Below are 16,636 nucleotides of genomic sequence, written 5' to 3'. Positions count from 1 at the left end.
TTTATTCGTTGTAATTGATATATATTGTGTTTGATTACTTGAAGGAGACAAAATGGCTGGAAATAAAAACATCTCCGAGTGTAGTAATCAAGGCTGCTAAAACGCTTATTGATCCAAATGCTTCTGCTATCCAAGGAGGTTGAGCTGGTTCGGCACTTGCTCAGTCTGGAACAAGAAAACAAACTGGGAAGGAAATGCAAACTCTTATATCAAATGTTTTAGCTAATAGTAAATATAGTTAGAAAATCAATGTCTTTGCTGCATCTGTTTTAACACAGTCAAATTAAGTACGGTTAAAATTTGATTACAATCAATCTTTTATATGTAGGATACTTGTGCAAATAAAGCTGCTTATAAAAGTAGATATTTTAAAACTGGAATTATTGTTTTAAATTCTCGTTTCTGTTTCCCAAATTATTTTTATTAGAAAACGGAAATTTAAGATTAAACCAGTATTGCAATTAGTTGTAATACTGGTTTAGGTTATGGATTTTAAAAGTCAGCCAGTTCAGCCCTCATGATACATATGATCCTGCATGATTTTTTCATATACTGCATCAGGTACATAGCGGCGTATCATCGCTTGCCAGTTTTGTGGCCCTACCATTCCTTTAACCATGGTTGAGGAAACTTCGGCAAATTCGCGTGGCGGCATCAGAAAAATAGTGGATATATCCGGCTGTAAATCATGATTGATGTGGCGCATAGAGCGCTCATATTCATAGTCTGAGGCGGTACGAATACCACGTACGATGAAATCTGCGCCTATGCTGCGAGCATAGTTAACTAGATATTGATTCTCAAAGCAGGAGATTTTTACGTTGGGAAAGTTGGCGGTAATGGCACGCAGCATTTGCTTGCGTTCTTCTATTGAATATGTGGTGGTTTTTTCCGGATTAATTCCGATGGCGACGGTAAGTTCGTCAAACAGTGGCTGGGCTTCACGAATCATCCATAAATGGCCGTTGGTGGGTGGGTCAAAACTGCCGGCATACACGGCACGGCGAATGGTTGAACTGGTCATTATGATATGTTCCAAACTGCTTTGTTTAAGTGCGCCTGAATAATTTATCAGTATGCTGATGTTGTTGGCCGCACATTAATGGTGTGGTTGTAATCCGATTATGTTTGTTCAATGCTATGAATGCAATGCTGCGCAGCTTAATCATTTATGCTGTTGTTGTCAAAGTATAATGTGTTTTCATTCGGATTGGTGTGAAAAAGTTTTTTCAAGGTAAATAATGGTTAATAAAAGCTGTATTCTGTCTGTTTCATAGCAGACTTACAGGATTATCTGGAAGATAGGTTGATGAGAATGGTTTTCATCCTTTACAATTTTAATCTTTTGCCGCTATTGATGAGTTGTATGTTTTAATCTAGGGCAAAAATGCTTGAATGTTAAACGGGTAATGAAGCAGATGAAAAAAAAATGGGTTAAAAGGGTAGTATGGCTACTGGTTTTGCTGCTGTTGGCAGCGGTATTGTGGAGCCTGTTTTTCAAACCTGAAGATCAGATGAATTTTGTCACTGATGAAGTACGCCGTGGTGATATAACACAGACAGTGAATGCTACCGGTGAAATTGCCGCAGCTCAGCTGGTTGATGTGGGTGCACAGGCATCTGGTCAGATTAAGAAATTGTATGTCAAGCTGGGGCAGCAGGTGAAAAAGGGGGATCTGATTGCTGATATTGATTCCACTACTCAGTTAAACACGCTCAATACGAATAAAGCCAGGCTGGATACTTATCGTGCACAGCTGGTGTCGGCTGAAATCGCTTTGAAAATGAAGCAGCGGGCATTTAAGCGTGAACAGGCATTAATGGCTCAGGATGCGACATCTAAAGCTGATTTTGATAATGCGCAGGATAATCTGGCGGCGGCACGTGCCAATGTGGCTGAATTAAAATCTCAGATTCGGCAGACTCAGATTGCGATTAATACTTCCGAAGCTGATTTGGGTTATACCCGTATTACTGCTCCGATGAATGGTACTGTGGTTTCTATTCCGATAGAAGAAGGGCAAACGGTAAATTCCAGCCAGAATACGCCGACTATTGTTCAGCTGGCAGACTTAAGTAAGATGCTGAATAAAATGCAGATTGCCGAGGGCGATATGAGTAAGGTTAAGGCGGGTATGCCTTTGACTTTCACTACGCTGGCAGATAACAGTAAAGTTCGCAATGCTACGCTGGAGGCAGTAGATCCGGGTTTAACCAAGATGTCGCAGGGCGGTTACAATACCAGTACTGATACCACTGATACGGCTATATATTACTATGCCCGTGCTTTGGTTCCGAATGATGACGGTGCGTTGCATATTGGTATGACAACGCAGAATAATATATTTGTAAAATCTGCCAAAAATGTACTTACTGTATCCAATCAGGCCATTAAGCATCGTCGCGGTAAAAAAGTGGTGCAGATACTGGGTAATAACCAGCAGATAGAGGACAGACAGATTCAGACTGGTATTACGGATGGTATGCGTACGGAAGTGAAATCAGGTTTGAAAGCTGGTGATCAGGTAGTGCTGTCGTCATTAAGTAAAGCTGATGCCAGAAATGGTGTCGGTAAAGACCCGAAAATGCGCGGCTCGAGAATGTAAGCCATGAGTTTATTGGAAATTAAGAATATTAATCGCTGGTTCGGCCATGGTGAAAACCGGGTACAGGTGCTTAAGGATATCAATCTGAGCATCGAAAAAGGCGATTTTGTGGCTATTATTGGCCAGTCTGGTTCTGGTAAGTCTACGCTGATGAATATTATTGGCTGTTTGGATGTGCCTTCTAGTGGTTCATACAGAATAGACGGTGTGGAAACTGCGGCTATGACAGCAGACGAGCAGGCTGCTTTGCGGCGCCGAAGTTTTGGTTTTATTTTTCAGCGTTATAACCTGCTCAGTTCGTTAACTGCGCGCGAAAATGTGGCCTTGCCGGCGGTGTATGCCGGTATGGAACACGGCGAACGGCTGAAACGGGCAGATGAGTTACTGGCGCAGCTCGGGTTAGCAGGTAAGGAAGCAAATCGACCCAGTGAACTCTCTGGTGGCCAGCAGCAGCGAGTGAGTATTGCTCGGGCGCTGATGAATGGTGGTGAAATCATTCTTGCGGATGAACCAACCGGCGCACTGGATACCGGTAGCGGGCAAAATGTGATGGAAATTCTGCATAAGCTGCATGATGCAGGACATACTATTGTAATGGTCACCCATGATCCGACTATTGCTGCCAATGCCAATCGGGTGATTGAAATTCGCGACGGGCGCATTATTGCCGATCATAGTAAGAATACAAGTATGCGCCCCAGCAAGATTGAAAGTATTGCAGAGCATAATTCCTGGCATTTTTACCGTGATCAGTTGTTTGAATCGTTTCGGATGTCGATTCAGGCAATCATGGCGCATAAAATGCGCTCCTTTCTCACTATGCTCGGGATTATCATTGGTATTGCTTCGGTGGTATCGGTGGTGGCATTGGGACGAGGTTCGCAGGCAAAAATTCTGGAAAACATTAATGCTATGGGCACAAACACGGTTTCGGTCTATCCGGGATATGGGTTTGGCGATCGCCGTTCATCGCGTATTAAAACGCTGACTGTGGGTGATGCTGAAGTATTGAGACAGCAGGATTATGTGGACAGTGTCACGCCGGGAGTCAGTTCCAGTGGTACATTAACCTATGCTAATCAGTCTCTTTCTGCTCAGATGTATGGGGTGGGTGATCAATATTTTGATGTACGCGGTATTAAGATAGCTGTTGGTCGCCTGTTTAATGAGGACGATGTTACCCAGAACAGTCAGGTGGTGGTGATTGATGATAATACTAAGAATAAGTTGTTTGCTGATGGTACTAATCCGCTGGGGCAGGTGATTTTGTTTAATAAACGGCCATTGCGGGTTATAGGGGTGACAGCACCAAATAATAATGGTTTTATGGATAGTGACAGTTTACAACTTTACACGCCCTATACCACGCTGATGAATCGGATTTCGGGTTCAAAGTATATTACTTCGGTAACGGTTAAGGTGAAAGATAATGTCAATTCGCAAACGGCTGAAATAGGCATTATTGAGTTACTGAAAGCCCGGCATGGTGCGGAAGACTTTTTTACTCGTAACAGCGATACTATCAAGCAGACTATTGAAAGCACCACCGGTACCATGACATTACTGATTTCCAGTATTGCTCTGATTTCTCTGGTAGTGGGCGGTATCGGGGTGATGAATATTATGCTGGTGTCGGTAACTGAGCGGGTAAAGGAAATTGGTATCCGTATGGCCATCGGTGCGCGGCAGCACAATATTCTTGAGCAGTTTCTGATTGAAGCGGTGCTGATTTGTCTGATCGGCGGGGTGGTTGGTGTCTTGTTCTCTTTTGCTATCAGTATGCTGTTTAATCTTGTGGCTAATGATTTTGCTATGTCGTTTTCACCGTTGTCTATTGTGATGGCTGTACTGTGTTCCAGTGTGATTGGGGTGCTGTTTGGCTTTATGCCGGCAAAACGGGCTTCGCAATTGAATCCGATTGATGCATTGTCACGTGATTAGGTTTGTTTTTCCTGAAAGCTGTAGTTGAGGGTGAGTGTTTGCGCTGGTGTATTGATCCGGCAGGGTTCGGTTGCCGCTAAAGTTTAAAGTAACCATGATGAAAAATATTTCTATGAAAAGAAGCACTGCTGTATTGGTGCTCAGTTTAAGCGTACTGCTGGCTGGCTGTGCTACGCATACTTCATATCCGCAGCAAAGTCTGCGTAAGGCCGGAATGTTAAGCAGTGCAGAAATTGCTGCGCAATATCAGGTTAATGCAAACTGGTGGGAAATTTATCAGGATGCCACTCTGAATCAGTTAATCAGCACGGCACTTGCCAATAATGCTGATTTACGTCAGGCGGCGTTAACCGCAGAAAAAGCGCGCTATAGCGCCCGATTGAATGGTGTGGATTTATTTCCCAAGGCTAATGGTTCGCTTGGTGCCAGTAGTACTAAAGATCTGAAACATGGTGGGGTATCCAGCCGCAATTTTAGTGGACAGCTAGGTTTGAGCTATGAACTGGATGTGTGGCAGAAAATACGTGCCAATACCGATGCAGCCTTCTGGCGTTATCATGCCAGTGAGCAGGATATGGCCGCCAGCCGGCTGTCGCTGATTAACAGTGTGGTGGATAACTATTTCCATCTGGCTTATATTGATGGTGCCATTAATCTGACTACAGACAGTATCAGGCAGTACCAGCAGATTGCACGTATTGCGCAGGCACAATATCAGGTGGGTAAGGTGAGCAGTATTAATGCCACCAATGCCAAGCAATCGTTATTGAATGCAGAAAACAGCCTGATTTTGCTGCAACAAAACCGGATAGAAGTGGTGCAGAATTTGCATAATTTACTGAATCAGCGCCCTAACGAACAAGCAGATATCCGGCCGACACCATTAAATCAGATTCATTTTGGCGGGGTAAATCTGGATGTGCCGTTATCTGTACTGGCCAATCGTCCTGATTTACGCGCGGCAGAATATCGCTTACAGTCTGCCTATGCCAGTCAGCAGGCTGCGCGGAGAAATTGGTACCCGAGTATTAGTCTGAGTACCGTGGTCAATTCGCGTTCTGATACGTCTGCTTCTGCCTTGCATTTTCCAGTTGGGACAGCGAGTGTTAATGTTAATCTGCCGTTTCTCGACTGGCAAACTCTGTACTGGCAGAATAAGCAGGCCAAGGCTGATTTTGATAGTGCGAAATTAACTTTTGAACAGTCGTTGACTACGGCGCTTAATGAGGTGGCGCGCTATTATCAGCAATATTCGCTTAGCCGCGTTACTCTGGCCAATACTGAGCAGAAATATCAGTTTGATTTAAAAAACAGCCGTTATTATCATGCGCGCTATCAGTATGGTACCAATCCGCTCAGTGACTGGCTGGATGCATTAAATACGCAATATTCTTCAGCACAAAGTGTATTGAATAACCGTTATAATGTCTTGCAGAATGAAAATCTGATTTATCAGGCTATGGCTGGACGTTATCAGCCGCGCTGATGGTGATACTGATTGAGCAAGTTTGTATATTGCATTAAATAACCAAACAAAAAAAATCGCCCCTAAAAAAAAGGGGCGCTAAAAGGAACACAAACCACTACCAATAGTTAACTTGCAGAATAAACTGTTGCGCAGACAACAATTTATTTAAATAGATTTTTCAATTACGCCAACAAGTTATTAGTGAATAACTGTGTTGTTGCATGACGATAAGGACATCATAAACAAATTGGATTCTAATTGCAAATGATAGTTATTATTATTTGCGTCGATATTTAGATTTAATTTTTATATTATTGATTTTAAATAGAATAAATATAATGTTATGTGTGCTGTTTAGTCGCTTATATGACAATAATTTGAAAACTATGGTGGTTTTGCTTGTATATACTGTGAAAAATCTTACTTTGCTACTTAGGTCTGAAAATTAATCTGTAACGGGTTGTACGGGCAGGTATGCGCAGTAATAGATTTTTAGTATGATTATTGTTTTAAATCTGCGGTGTTCAACCGCTTAAAGCATCAATATGCGTCAAATTATTCTCGATACTGAAACCACAGGTCTGTCGGCAAACAACGGTGACCGTCTGATTGAATTTGCCGGTGTGGAAATGATAGACCGGCGTCTTACTGGTAATAATCTGCATTTGTACGTTAATCCTGAGCGTGATATTCCTGAAGAAGCAATAGCGGTGCATGGGATTACGTTGGACAAGCTGAAAGAAATGAATGCGCCGGTATTTGCTGAGGTGGCACAGCAGATTGCCGATTATCTACGTGGTGCCGAGCTGATTATTCATAATGCCGCGTTTGACGTCGGTTTTCTGAATATGGAGTTTAGCCGTCTGGGAATGCCTGAGGTTGAAAGTATTACTAGCGATATCACTGATACCCTCAAAATGGCACGGGACAGATATCCGGGGCAGAAGAATTCACTGGATGCTTTGTGTACACGGCTGGAAGTTGACCGCAGCAAACGTGTGCTGCATGGTGCACTGATTGACTGTGAGCTACTGGGCGAAGTATATCTGGCCATGACCCGTAGCCAGTTTAGTCTGGTTGATGAACTGATGGATACAGCCAATACCAGCAATAATCCGGCTGGTGGCAGCCAGTATCAGATTAAACACTCGGCACTGCCAATAGTCACGCCCAGCAGTGAAGAGCTTGAGGAACATGAGGCCTATTTGCAGGCACTGGATAAAATTGTTGGCGCGCCCTGTGTCTGGCGGCAGTGGCAGCAGGATACTGAGGATAAATCTGTATGACCCGCTATGTAGGGCTGATTCCGGCTGCCGGCATCGGTGCCCGCTTTGGCGCAGCGTGTCCGAAACAATACGTTAAGCTGGCGGGTAAAACTGTTTTAGAGCATACCGTGTCGCGGCTGACACAAATCAGTGTCATTGATTTATTGCTGATTGTGGTTGCTGAACAGGATGATTATATTGATAGCATCTATCCGGCAGCGGCGTTACCGGCGCATGTTCATATTCTGCGCTGTGGTGGTGCCACACGTGCGCAGACTGTGCGTAATGGCATTGCGCAGGCACAGCAGCAATTTGGCTTACAGGATAATGACTGGCTACTGGTACATGATGCAGCCCGTTGCTGTGTGAGTGCAGATTCAGTGCAGCGTCTGCTTGCAGCTACACACAATCATGCCGTAGGCGGGTTGCTGGCGCTGCCGGTAGCAGATACTTTAAAGCAAGCTGATGCAGCGCAGCATGTATGCTGTACAGTCAATCGGGCAGGCTTGTGGCAGGCACAAACACCACAGATGTTCCGTGCTGGTATTCTTGCCAGAGCACTGGCACAGGCAGATTTAGAGGCAATAACAGATGAATCTTCTGCTGTGGAAATGCTTGGTCTGGCACCGCTGCTGGTGAGTGGCGATGTATGCAATTTTAAATTGACTAGCGCACAAGATGCTATGTTAGCCACTTATTTTTTACAACAGGAAACCGGTGAATGAATTTGATAAGAATCGGACAGGGCTATGATGTGCATCAGCTGGTGGCAGACAGACCACTGTTACTGGGCGGGGTAAATATTCCTTTTGATAAAGGTTTGCTTGGCCACTCAGATGCCGACGTTCTCTTACATGCCATTACTGATGCGCTGTTAGGTGCTGCGGCTTTAGGCGATATTGGTAAACTTTATCCGGATGACGCAGCTGTGAATAAAGACGCAGATAGTCGTGTGTTGTTACGTGGTGCTTATGCAGCAGTGCAGGCTGCTGGCTGGCGGGTGGTGAATGTTGACAGTACGGTGATTGCTCAGCGGCCAAAGTTGCGTCCTTATATAGATCAGATGCGGATGCATATTGCTTCAGATCTGAATCTGTCCTTTGAAGCGGTGAATATTAAGGGTAAAACCAATGAGAAATTAGGTTACCTTGGACGGGAAGAAGCTATTGAAGCCCAGGCCATTGTATTATTGACAGCGGTTTAATCCGGCATAAGCTTGGGCTATAATTTTTTATGTAGATAAATTATCGTCTGCGCATCAATCAAAATAAAGAAGGAGCAGTAATTATGGCAGTACAAGATGAACTGAAGCGTCAGGCCGCTGAAAAAGCACTGGAATACGTACAGGAAAACGAATATTTGGGCATTGGCACGGGTTCAACTGTGCGTTTCTTTATTGAAGCGCTGGCGCAGAGTAGAAAAAGAATCAAAGGTGCGGTTTCTACTTCCGCCCAGACAAGTGAAGCTTTGAAAAGCTTTGGTATTCCTGAAGTAACGCTGAATGAAGTCAATGGTTTACCCTTATATATTGATGGTGCAGATGAAATTAATCATTTATTGCAGATGATTAAAGGTGGTGGCGGTGCTTTGGTCAATGAAAAAATTGTGGCCAGTGCGGCGGAAAAATTCATTTGTATTGCTGATGAAAGCAAGTACACCAGCCGCTTGGGTCATGTCCCGTTGCCGGTAGAAGTTATGCCAAATGCGCGTTCACTGGTGGCACGCAGATTATTAAAACTGGGCGGTGAGCCGGAATTACGCTTAGGCTTTACGACTGATAATGGCAACCAGATTCTGGATGTGGCCAATCTGAATCTGAACGAGCCAATTAAAATGGAAGATGCGATTAACAATATGCCTGGTGTGGTAGACAATGGTTTGTTTACCCATTATGCGGCTGATTTGCTGATACTCGGGTGCAGCAGTGGCGTTCAGATATTAACGGCTAAAGTCTGAAATCGCTGGGATAGAAGTATGTAATAATAATCTGAATTAGTATCTGTCAGCCAGTTGCCTTAAACAGGGTGACTGGCTGCTGTTATTTGAAGTAATTATTCTTTGCAGCAATAATTGACGGCAATTACAGGCAGCTAGTTAAGCTGACAAATCATATTCAGAATATTGTTATGATATAATCATAAAAGGTAAAAATTTTGACTAAATGGCGTAAAATTCTGCTGTGGGTAGCAGTTGTTCTGACAATAGCCAAGGTCTGGTTACCAGACAGCATGATTGCACCACTGGAAGACTGGATTTATAAAGCTGATGGCATTGTTCGTTCTGTGCAGGATATTTTCAATGGCAGACCGGCAGGCAACAGAGGCAAAAAATGGGTAGTTGCCGGTAAAGGACATTATACTGGCAGCATTGATAGTGTACATGACGGGGATACCGTACATATCAGAGACAGGGATGGACATATGCATAAGGTACGTCTGGCCAATATAGATGCTCCTGAAATCAAGCAGGCCTACGGGATTGCCAGTCGTGACGCTTTAAAGGCACGTATTGAAGGACAGCCTGTAGATGTTAATGTAGTTGCCATTGATCAGTATCAGCGTGAAGTTGGTCAGATCATGCTCAATAATGTAGATATTAATTTATGGATGGTGCAACAGGGACATGCTTGGCATTACAGTACAATTGCTAAAAAACAGCAGGATCGTTTAGGTTTTAGCCGTTATCAGAATGCTCAGCTTATGGCACGCCAAAAACGGCTAGGTTTGTGGCACAATGCGCGAGCAATTGCACCCTGGCAGTTTCGTCAGCAACAAAAAAACAGATAATAGTCGAATCTCATGAATGCACATAAACGCAAGGAAATTTTTACCCGTTTGCAGGCTGCCTGTCCGCATCCGACTACAGAACTGATATACCATTCACCATTTGAATTATTAATTGCGGTGATGCTTTCAGCTCAGGCTACGGATGTATCTGTGAATAAATGCACCGTCCATTTATTTCAGCTGGCGCCTTCGGCAGAAGCCATGCTGGCTTTAGGCATGGACAAAATCATGGATTGTATCCGCACGATTGGTTTATACAAGACCAAAGCCAAACATGTAATGGAAACCTGCCGAATTCTGGTACAGCAATATAATGGAGAGGTACCGCAAACACGGGAACAACTGGAGGCTTTACCCGGAGTAGGACGCAAAACTGCCAATGTGGTGCTGAATACGGCATTTGGTCTGCCAACGATTGCTGTAGATACCCATATTTTTCGCGTAAGTAACCGTACTGGCCTTGCACCGGGTAAAACGGTGCGGGAAGTTGAGGATAAATTAATGCAGACAGTTCCCAGACAATTTAAAGTAGATGCACACCATTGGCTGATTTTACATGGACGTTACGTATGTAAAGCACGCAAACCCCTGTGCGAGCATTGCGTGATTAGCGATTTGTGCGAATATCCAGCCAAGACAATTTTAACCCTCTGATCGTGTAACTTAACGCCTCTTTTCGTTACAATATTATTGATAACCGCTTGTGTAAGAAAACAAATAAGATAGGGTAGTTGATGCGGATAAATCGCAAATATATGTTGACGGCAACTATGTCGATGTTGTTAATAGCAGCCGGCTGTGACAGGCTGCAACATTGGTTTGGCAAAGGAAATTCCGAGCAGGGTTTTGTGAAGGAGATTCCTGCGGGCGCGGATGACAATAGTAATCAAGTAGCCATGTTATTGCCTGATTTCACTCAGTTGGTTGAACAGCAGGGCCCAGCGGTAGTCAATATTCAGGCAACACGTGATAACCATACTATCGATGGTGAAAACGAAGACAGCACCGATGCCTTACCTGATAACGACCCGTTTTACGAATACTTCAAACATTTGTTACCGAATGTTCCCAAAACACCGCAGTCAAATGATGATGAATATAATTTTGGTTCCGGATTCATCATCAGCAAAGATGGTTATATCCTTACCAATACCCATGTCGTCAATGGCATGAACAACATCAAGGTGTTACTAAATGATAAGCGTGAATTTCAGGCCAAACTGATTGGTGCTGATACTCAGTCAGATGTTGCGTTATTAAAAATTAGTGCCAATGAATTACCAGTGGTACAGGCAGGTAATCCAAAACATCTGAAAGTTGGAGAGTGGGTGGCTGCAATCGGTGCACCGTTTGGTTTTGATAACAGCGTGACAGCCGGAATTGTTTCTGCTAAAGGGCGCAGCCTGCCAGAAGAAAATTACACCCCATTTATCCAGACTGATGTGGCCATCAATCCGGGAAATTCAGGTGGACCACTGTTTAACCTGAAAGGACAGGTCGTCGGCATCAACTCACAGATTTATAGTCGTAGTGGCGGATTTATGGGTATTTCCTTTGCCATTCCGATTGATGTGGCGATGAATGTGGCTGAACAACTGAAAGCAACAGGAAAAGTACAACGTGGCCGTCTGGGTGTTGTTATTCAGGAAGTTAACTATAATCTGGCCAAATCTTTTGGTCTGAATAAAGCTAATGGCGCACTGATTACACAGGTTGTTACTGGTGGGCCGGCAGCTAAAGCGGGATTATTAGCAGGCGACATTGTCGAAAGCGTTAATGGTGAAGAATTAGAAACTTCCAGTGATTTACCGGTTCGAGTAGGTCTGTTACCGCCGGGTAAAAAGATTATTTTGGGTATCTGGCGTAAAGGTAAAAAAGAAGAAATCAGCGTCATACTGGATAATATGTCTCCGGCCATTACTAATCCACCCGCTATTACCAGTACCACTATGCCAACCGACGGCACTAATTTTACCGAACAACTCCTTGGTCTAACTTTACGGGCAACAACAAAGGGGCTGATGATAGAAGACGTCAGTGGAATAGCTGCACAGGTAGATTTACGTCATGGTGATATCATTGTGGCTGTTGGGCAAAAACTGGTGCATGATAAAAATGATTTTGAACAGGCAGTACAGGCCAGTGGTAAAAGTCTGCCACTATTAATCAGACGAGGCAGTGGCACACAGTATGTCGCCCTGATACTGCCCTGATATGTTGTAAAACAGCTCATAAATTGCAATCTTTTCTTGCCTGTCTGGCTGCAAAATTAATCGGGCAGGCAATTGATGCCACTTATATGCAGGTTTTCCGTACTCAATTAATTCAATTATTGTGAGTAATTCACACTTAACCTGATTGAATGGTTAATTCATTTAATATCTAATGGAACAAATTTATGTTGTCAGCACAACCTAAAGCATTAGCACGTGGCCCAGTTATGGCCGATGTAGCAGCCTATCAGCTCAGTGCCGCAGAACGTGAACGGTTATGCCACCCGGCAATAGGTGGGGTAATTCTTTTCCGGCGCAATTATCAGTCTCGTGCGCAACTAATCGAACTGGTTGCAGAAATCAAAGCTTTACGAAACCCGCAACTAGTTGTAGCCATTGATCATGAAGGTGGGCGGGTGCAACGTTTTATTCCGGAATTTACCCGTCTGCCAGCAATGCGTACACTTGGACAGTGCTGGGAACAGCATGGTTCAGCAATGGCTGATAAAATGGCCGAAACAGTAGGCTGGGTACTGGCAACTGAATTACGTGCATGTGATATAGATTTGTCATTTACGCCAGTACTGGATCTGGACTGGGGCGAGTGTGCTGTTATTGGTAATCGCAGCTTCCATCAGCAGCCAGCTGTAGTCAGTGCTCTGGCGATTGCTTTACAGCGTGGACTGGCTCGTGGCGGTATGGCTTGTTGTGGTAAGCATTTTCCCGGCCATGGTGCCGCCAGCGGCGACAGCCATCTGACTATGCCTGAAGATAACCGCAGTTGGCAAGAATTATGGGTAGATGATATTCAGCCATTCAATGATTTGATTCATCATGACATGCCGGCACTGATGCCGGCGCATGTTGTCTATCCGCGAGTTGATCCTACCGAACCAGCCGGATTTTCCACTATCTGGCTAAAAGAAATTCTGCGAGACAAAATGCAGTTTGATGGTGTGATTTTTTCTGACGACCTTACCATGGAAGGTGCCAGTAGCGCTGGTGATATTAAACAGCGTGTAGCACATGCATTTGCTGCCGGTTGTGATATAGCGCTGGTATGTAATAAGCCAGACTGGGTAGATAATTTGCTTGACGGCTTTGTATGGCCGGATACCAGCCGGCTGGCACAACGCTGGCAAATGATTGCCGGCAGCGGTACAGCAGCACAGTACTGCGCCAGCATGCAAACCCCCGAATTTCAGGCAGCACAGCAGCTAGTAGCGAGTCTCGCTTCCGTGCAGGATACCTTTAACGGCGTACAGGTAGGTGAAGCTTGTTAATCATCGAATTTCTATTAATAAAAAAAGCCATAGTAAAACTATGGCTTTTTTAGTGATCAGCTTGGATCAGGCATTTTTGAAATCAATCACCATACGGCCAGTGAATTTACCGGCAGTCATTTCATCAAAAATATCATTGATGTCTTCAAGAGGGCGCAAAGTTACTTTCGGTACCACTTTACCTTCAGCACCAAATTGGAATGCTTCACGTAAATCTTCACGTGTACCTACCAGAGAACCAACTACCTCAATGCCATCCAGTACCAGACGTGGAATATTCAAATCCATAGTATCTACTGGTAGTGCCACAGCGACAATGCGTCCGCCTGCACGTACAGCAGCCACAGCAGAATTAAAGGCTGATTTAGCTACCGCAGTAACCACAGCTGCATAAGCACCGCCCACTTTTTCCTGAATAATATCTTCTACCTTTTCCTTGGCCGGATTTAAGGTCATATCTGCACCCATTTCCCGCGCCAGTTCAAGTTGCTTATCGTTTACATCAATAGCAATCACTTTAGCATTGAATACATTCTTCGCATATTGCAGCGCCAGATTACCCAAACCGCCCAGACCATAAATCGCAATCCACTGGCCAGGCTGAATATGAGAAACCTTAATTGCTTTGTAAGTAGTGACACCAGCACAGGTAATGCTGCTGGCTGCCTCAGAACTCAGACCATCTGGTACCTTAACTGCATAATCAGCAACCACAATACATTCTTCTGCCATACCACCGTCTACAGTATAACCGGCATTTTTAACTTCCCGGCAGAATGTTTCGCGACCGCTATTACAATATTCACAATGTCCGCAGCCTTCAAAGAACCAGGCAACACTGGCGCGGTCACCTACTTTTAAAGAAGTAACATCTTCACCTACAGCAGTAACCACCCCGATACCTTCATGTCCCAGAGTGACACCGGTAACGTCACCAAAATCTGCATTTTTAACATGCAAATCAGTGTGACAAACCCCGCAACATTCCATTTTCAGTAATGCTTCATTCGCTTTCAGAGGACGTACAGCTTTGTCCTGAATGGCAACTTTTTTGTCTTTTGTTACTACGGCTGCTTTCATAATGAACCCTTTTCATCAGTAAAGATAGAAGTGTTTGGCCTGTTTATTTCTGTTATCAGACAGACCGGTACAACTAAAAATCAATTGCCGGCCAGAATCACTACCAGTATAGATATCATCCATAATCAACATGGCTAGTAAATTATCTGATGGGACAAATGGCTCCATCACACAAGCAAATTGCCATTTAAATCAGGACTCAGTGTAGTAGTGCTCTGGCAACTATTCTGACAGATGTATTAATGTATTACCAGCAGTAAAACTTAAATAATTGTAACTCTAACAAAGCTGTTGCGTAAGATTTAATTACAGCCAGATACAATATATGCAGAAGAATTTGTAATAAGTTTTAACTATTCGTTTCTAACTGATTAGCATTAAAATACAAATCAGCCAATATGCACCAACGTCATTATAACCACAGCTACACCAGAATTAAACAAATAAAGCAATATGCAAAGTTATTCAGTCTAAATGTAAGCAGCATCTGTCATACCCGTTTGCGCACAAGCACAGCTATGTATTAATGATAGCCGGATCCGGTTTCGAAAAACTGTGAAAAAGAGCTGGTTGCAAACCTGTAACCTTTAAGGCACAAACAGCCATATAAAGCATGGTATGATGCGCACGCTCGATCACTCAGAAACCAGATCATAACCATCATGAATACCCAGATAAGCCGGCGCAAACGCGCCCTTAACGGAGTGCTGCTGCTGGATAAAGACAGCGGTATGAGTAGTAACAGCGCTTTACAGCGGGCACGATTCTTATATGGCGCAGCCAAGGCTGGACACACCGGTGTACTCGATCCGCTGGCTACAGGCCTGTTGCCTGTATGTTTTGGCGAAGCCACCAAATTTGCCCAGTATTTACTGGATGCCGACAAAGCTTATATAGCCACTTTGCAGTTAGGCGTGGCTACCAGCACCGGCGATACTGAGGGTGAAGTTGTAGCCACTGCGGATACCAGCATCACACTAGAACAGATACAGGCAGCAATCATGGCTTTTAGCGGTGAAATTAGCCAAACCCCGCCCATGTACTCTGCCATCAAACATCAGGGTAAACCGCTGTATGAATATGCCCGTGCCGGCATCACCATCGAACGTAAAAGCCGGCAGGTGACTATTTACCAGATAGATATTCTGGAATTTGCCTTTCCCAGACTGGTAATAAGTGTGCGTTGCAGCAAAGGAACCTATATCCGTACTCTGGCCGAAGATATGGCCAGACACATGGGCACAGTAGCGCATCTGACCGCTTTGCGGCGTATTGCTACGGCTGGTTTTGCAATTGAAGACACATATTCACTGGCTGCCATCAGCAGCGCAGATGAAGTAACACGTGATAACTGGCTCTTACCCTGTGATGTGCTGGTGCAACATTTTACTGCTGTTACCCTGACAGATAAGGATATTTTGCAGTTACAACATGGCATAGCCGTGCATTCCGAGCAAAATTATGGCACAATGTGCCCCTTGCGTATTTATGCTGCTAATGGGCGTTTTATCGGATTAGTGCAATATCAGGAAGCCAGCCGGCGCTTGAAAGTACTGCGTCTGATGAATACCGCTTCTGCCGGTTAAATACGTATCTGGAGTTGGTAGTTGTTAATCACATTATGATTAGCTTGGCCAACTTGTCTGCCGCAAGGCTTTTTTAAAGAGTAAATTACATGTTAACTGTTGAACAAAAAGCACAAATCGTTAAAGATTATCAGCGTACTGAAGGTGATACCGGTTCTTCTGAAGTACAAATCGCGTTATTAACTTTCCGTATTAATGACCTGACTGGCCACTTCAAAGCCAACCCAAAAGATCACCACAGCCGTCGTGGTCTGTTGAAAATGGTAAGTGCCCGTCGTCGTTTGCTGGCGTATATCCGTCGCACCAAACCGGATACCTATCGCGAACTGATTGCTCGTCTGGGTCTGCGTAAATAAGCATATCCCGTTTGACCAAAAAAGCCGTCTTTTTAAAGACGGCTTTTTTATA

Annotated in this window: 15 protein-coding genes; 13 read left to right on the top strand and 2 right to left on the bottom strand. The window is 44.2% G+C overall.

The window, feature by feature from the left end:
- Positions 1-508 precede the first annotated feature (508 nt).
- Positions 509-1,024 carry a pantetheine-phosphate adenylyltransferase gene (gene coaD, locus J6578_RS04360; RefSeq protein ID WP_037406287.1) on the bottom strand — a complete coding sequence of 172 codons (516 nt, stop codon included), beginning with the start codon at positions 1,022-1,024 and terminating at the stop codon, positions 509-511.
- A 385-nt stretch (positions 1,025-1,409) separates the two neighbouring features.
- Between coaD and J6578_RS04355 the strand changes: the two genes are divergently transcribed.
- From J6578_RS04355 to nagZ, 11 genes are all read left to right on the top strand, one after another.
- The gene (locus J6578_RS04355; RefSeq protein ID WP_369796817.1) at positions 1,410-2,606 is read left to right on the top strand and encodes an efflux RND transporter periplasmic adaptor subunit; all 1,197 of its coding nucleotides are present in this window, start codon (positions 1,410-1,412) and stop codon (positions 2,604-2,606) included.
- Between the two features lie 3 nt (positions 2,607-2,609).
- The gene (locus J6578_RS04350; protein WP_093091025.1) at positions 2,610-4,547 is read left to right on the top strand and encodes a MacB family efflux pump subunit; all 1,938 of its coding nucleotides are present in this window, start codon (positions 2,610-2,612) and stop codon (positions 4,545-4,547) included.
- 97 nt (positions 4,548-4,644) lie between these two features.
- On the top strand, positions 4,645-6,033 hold the full coding sequence (locus J6578_RS04345; protein WP_037406293.1) for a TolC family protein: 1,389 nt from the start codon (positions 4,645-4,647) through the stop codon (positions 6,031-6,033).
- A gap of 521 nt (positions 6,034-6,554) precedes the next feature.
- The gene (gene dnaQ / locus J6578_RS04340) at positions 6,555-7,301 is read left to right on the top strand and encodes a DNA polymerase III subunit epsilon (RefSeq protein WP_287954045.1); all 747 of its coding nucleotides are present in this window, start codon (positions 6,555-6,557) and stop codon (positions 7,299-7,301) included.
- A complete protein-coding gene (gene ispD / locus J6578_RS04335) occupies positions 7,298-8,005 on the top strand; it encodes a 2-C-methyl-D-erythritol 4-phosphate cytidylyltransferase (RefSeq protein ID WP_093091019.1) in 708 nt (235 codons plus the stop codon). Before dnaQ ends, ispD begins: the two co-directional genes overlap by 4 nt.
- Complete coding sequence (gene ispF / locus J6578_RS04330; protein ID WP_239362838.1) at positions 8,002-8,484, top strand: 2-C-methyl-D-erythritol 2,4-cyclodiphosphate synthase; 483 nt, start codon at positions 8,002-8,004, stop codon at positions 8,482-8,484. The genes ispD and ispF overlap by 4 nt, the downstream gene beginning before the upstream one ends.
- Before the next feature lie 83 nt (positions 8,485-8,567).
- The gene (rpiA, locus tag J6578_RS04325; RefSeq protein ID WP_239362828.1) at positions 8,568-9,236 is read left to right on the top strand and encodes a ribose-5-phosphate isomerase RpiA; all 669 of its coding nucleotides are present in this window, start codon (positions 8,568-8,570) and stop codon (positions 9,234-9,236) included.
- A 197-nt stretch (positions 9,237-9,433) separates the two neighbouring features.
- On the top strand, positions 9,434-10,066 hold the full coding sequence (locus J6578_RS04320; protein WP_100149946.1) for a thermonuclease family protein: 633 nt from the start codon (positions 9,434-9,436) through the stop codon (positions 10,064-10,066).
- Positions 10,067-10,078: 12 nt separating this feature from the next.
- Positions 10,079-10,720 carry an endonuclease III gene (gene nth, locus J6578_RS04315; RefSeq protein WP_093091011.1) on the top strand — a complete coding sequence of 214 codons (642 nt, stop codon included), beginning with the start codon at positions 10,079-10,081 and terminating at the stop codon, positions 10,718-10,720.
- 86 nt (positions 10,721-10,806) lie between these two features.
- Complete coding sequence (locus J6578_RS04310; protein WP_502957988.1) at positions 10,807-12,279, top strand: DegQ family serine endoprotease; 1,473 nt, start codon at positions 10,807-10,809, stop codon at positions 12,277-12,279.
- Between the two features lie 185 nt (positions 12,280-12,464).
- Complete coding sequence (nagZ, locus tag J6578_RS04305) at positions 12,465-13,562, top strand: beta-N-acetylhexosaminidase (RefSeq protein WP_239392825.1); 1,098 nt, start codon at positions 12,465-12,467, stop codon at positions 13,560-13,562.
- Between the two features lie 66 nt (positions 13,563-13,628).
- On the opposite strand, the gene adhP is transcribed toward nagZ, so the two are convergent.
- Positions 13,629-14,642, bottom strand: a complete 1,014-nt coding sequence (gene adhP / locus J6578_RS04300) for an alcohol dehydrogenase AdhP (protein ID WP_037406309.1) — start codon at positions 14,640-14,642, stop codon at positions 13,629-13,631.
- 662 nt (positions 14,643-15,304) lie between these two features.
- Between adhP and truB the strand changes: the two genes are divergently transcribed.
- Together truB and rpsO are read left to right on the top strand one after the other, a co-directional pair.
- A complete protein-coding gene (gene truB / locus J6578_RS04295; protein ID WP_093091009.1) occupies positions 15,305-16,228 on the top strand; it encodes a tRNA pseudouridine(55) synthase TruB in 924 nt (307 codons plus the stop codon).
- A gap of 89 nt (positions 16,229-16,317) precedes the next feature.
- Positions 16,318-16,584 (top strand): 30S ribosomal protein S15, encoded by a 267-nt coding sequence (gene rpsO, locus J6578_RS04290; protein ID WP_037406313.1) that lies wholly within the window; start codon positions 16,318-16,320, stop codon positions 16,582-16,584.
- The last annotated feature ends 52 nt before the right edge of the window (positions 16,585-16,636 follow it).

Source organism: Snodgrassella sp. (assembly GCF_024103505.1).
Lineage (GTDB): Bacteria > Pseudomonadota > Gammaproteobacteria > Burkholderiales > Neisseriaceae > Snodgrassella > Snodgrassella communis.
This window is presented reverse-complemented; position numbering and strand designations above follow the sequence as displayed.

Coding starts and splice junctions, on each gene's coding strand:
- coaD (WP_037406287.1), bottom strand. CDS start 1,024: ATGACCAGTTCAACCATTCGCCGTGCCGTGTATGCCGGCAGTTTTGAC.
- J6578_RS04355 (WP_369796817.1), top strand. CDS start 1,410: ATGAAGCAGATGAAAAAAAAATGGGTTAAAAGGGTAGTATGGCTACTG.
- ispD (WP_093091019.1), top strand. CDS start 7,298: ATGACCCGCTATGTAGGGCTGATTCCGGCTGCCGGCATCGGTGCCCGC.
- rpiA (WP_239362828.1), top strand. CDS start 8,568: ATGGCAGTACAAGATGAACTGAAGCGTCAGGCCGCTGAAAAAGCACTG.
- J6578_RS04350 (WP_093091025.1), top strand. CDS start 2,610: ATGAGTTTATTGGAAATTAAGAATATTAATCGCTGGTTCGGCCATGGT.
- rpsO (WP_037406313.1), top strand. CDS start 16,318: ATGTTAACTGTTGAACAAAAAGCACAAATCGTTAAAGATTATCAGCGT.
- J6578_RS04345 (WP_037406293.1), top strand. CDS start 4,645: ATGAAAAATATTTCTATGAAAAGAAGCACTGCTGTATTGGTGCTCAGT.
- adhP (WP_037406309.1), bottom strand. CDS start 14,642: ATGAAAGCAGCCGTAGTAACAAAAGACAAAAAAGTTGCCATTCAGGAC.
- nth (WP_093091011.1), top strand. CDS start 10,079: ATGAATGCACATAAACGCAAGGAAATTTTTACCCGTTTGCAGGCTGCC.
- ispF (WP_239362838.1), top strand. CDS start 8,002: ATGAATTTGATAAGAATCGGACAGGGCTATGATGTGCATCAGCTGGTG.
- nagZ (WP_239392825.1), top strand. CDS start 12,465: ATGTTGTCAGCACAACCTAAAGCATTAGCACGTGGCCCAGTTATGGCC.
- truB (WP_093091009.1), top strand. CDS start 15,305: ATGAATACCCAGATAAGCCGGCGCAAACGCGCCCTTAACGGAGTGCTG.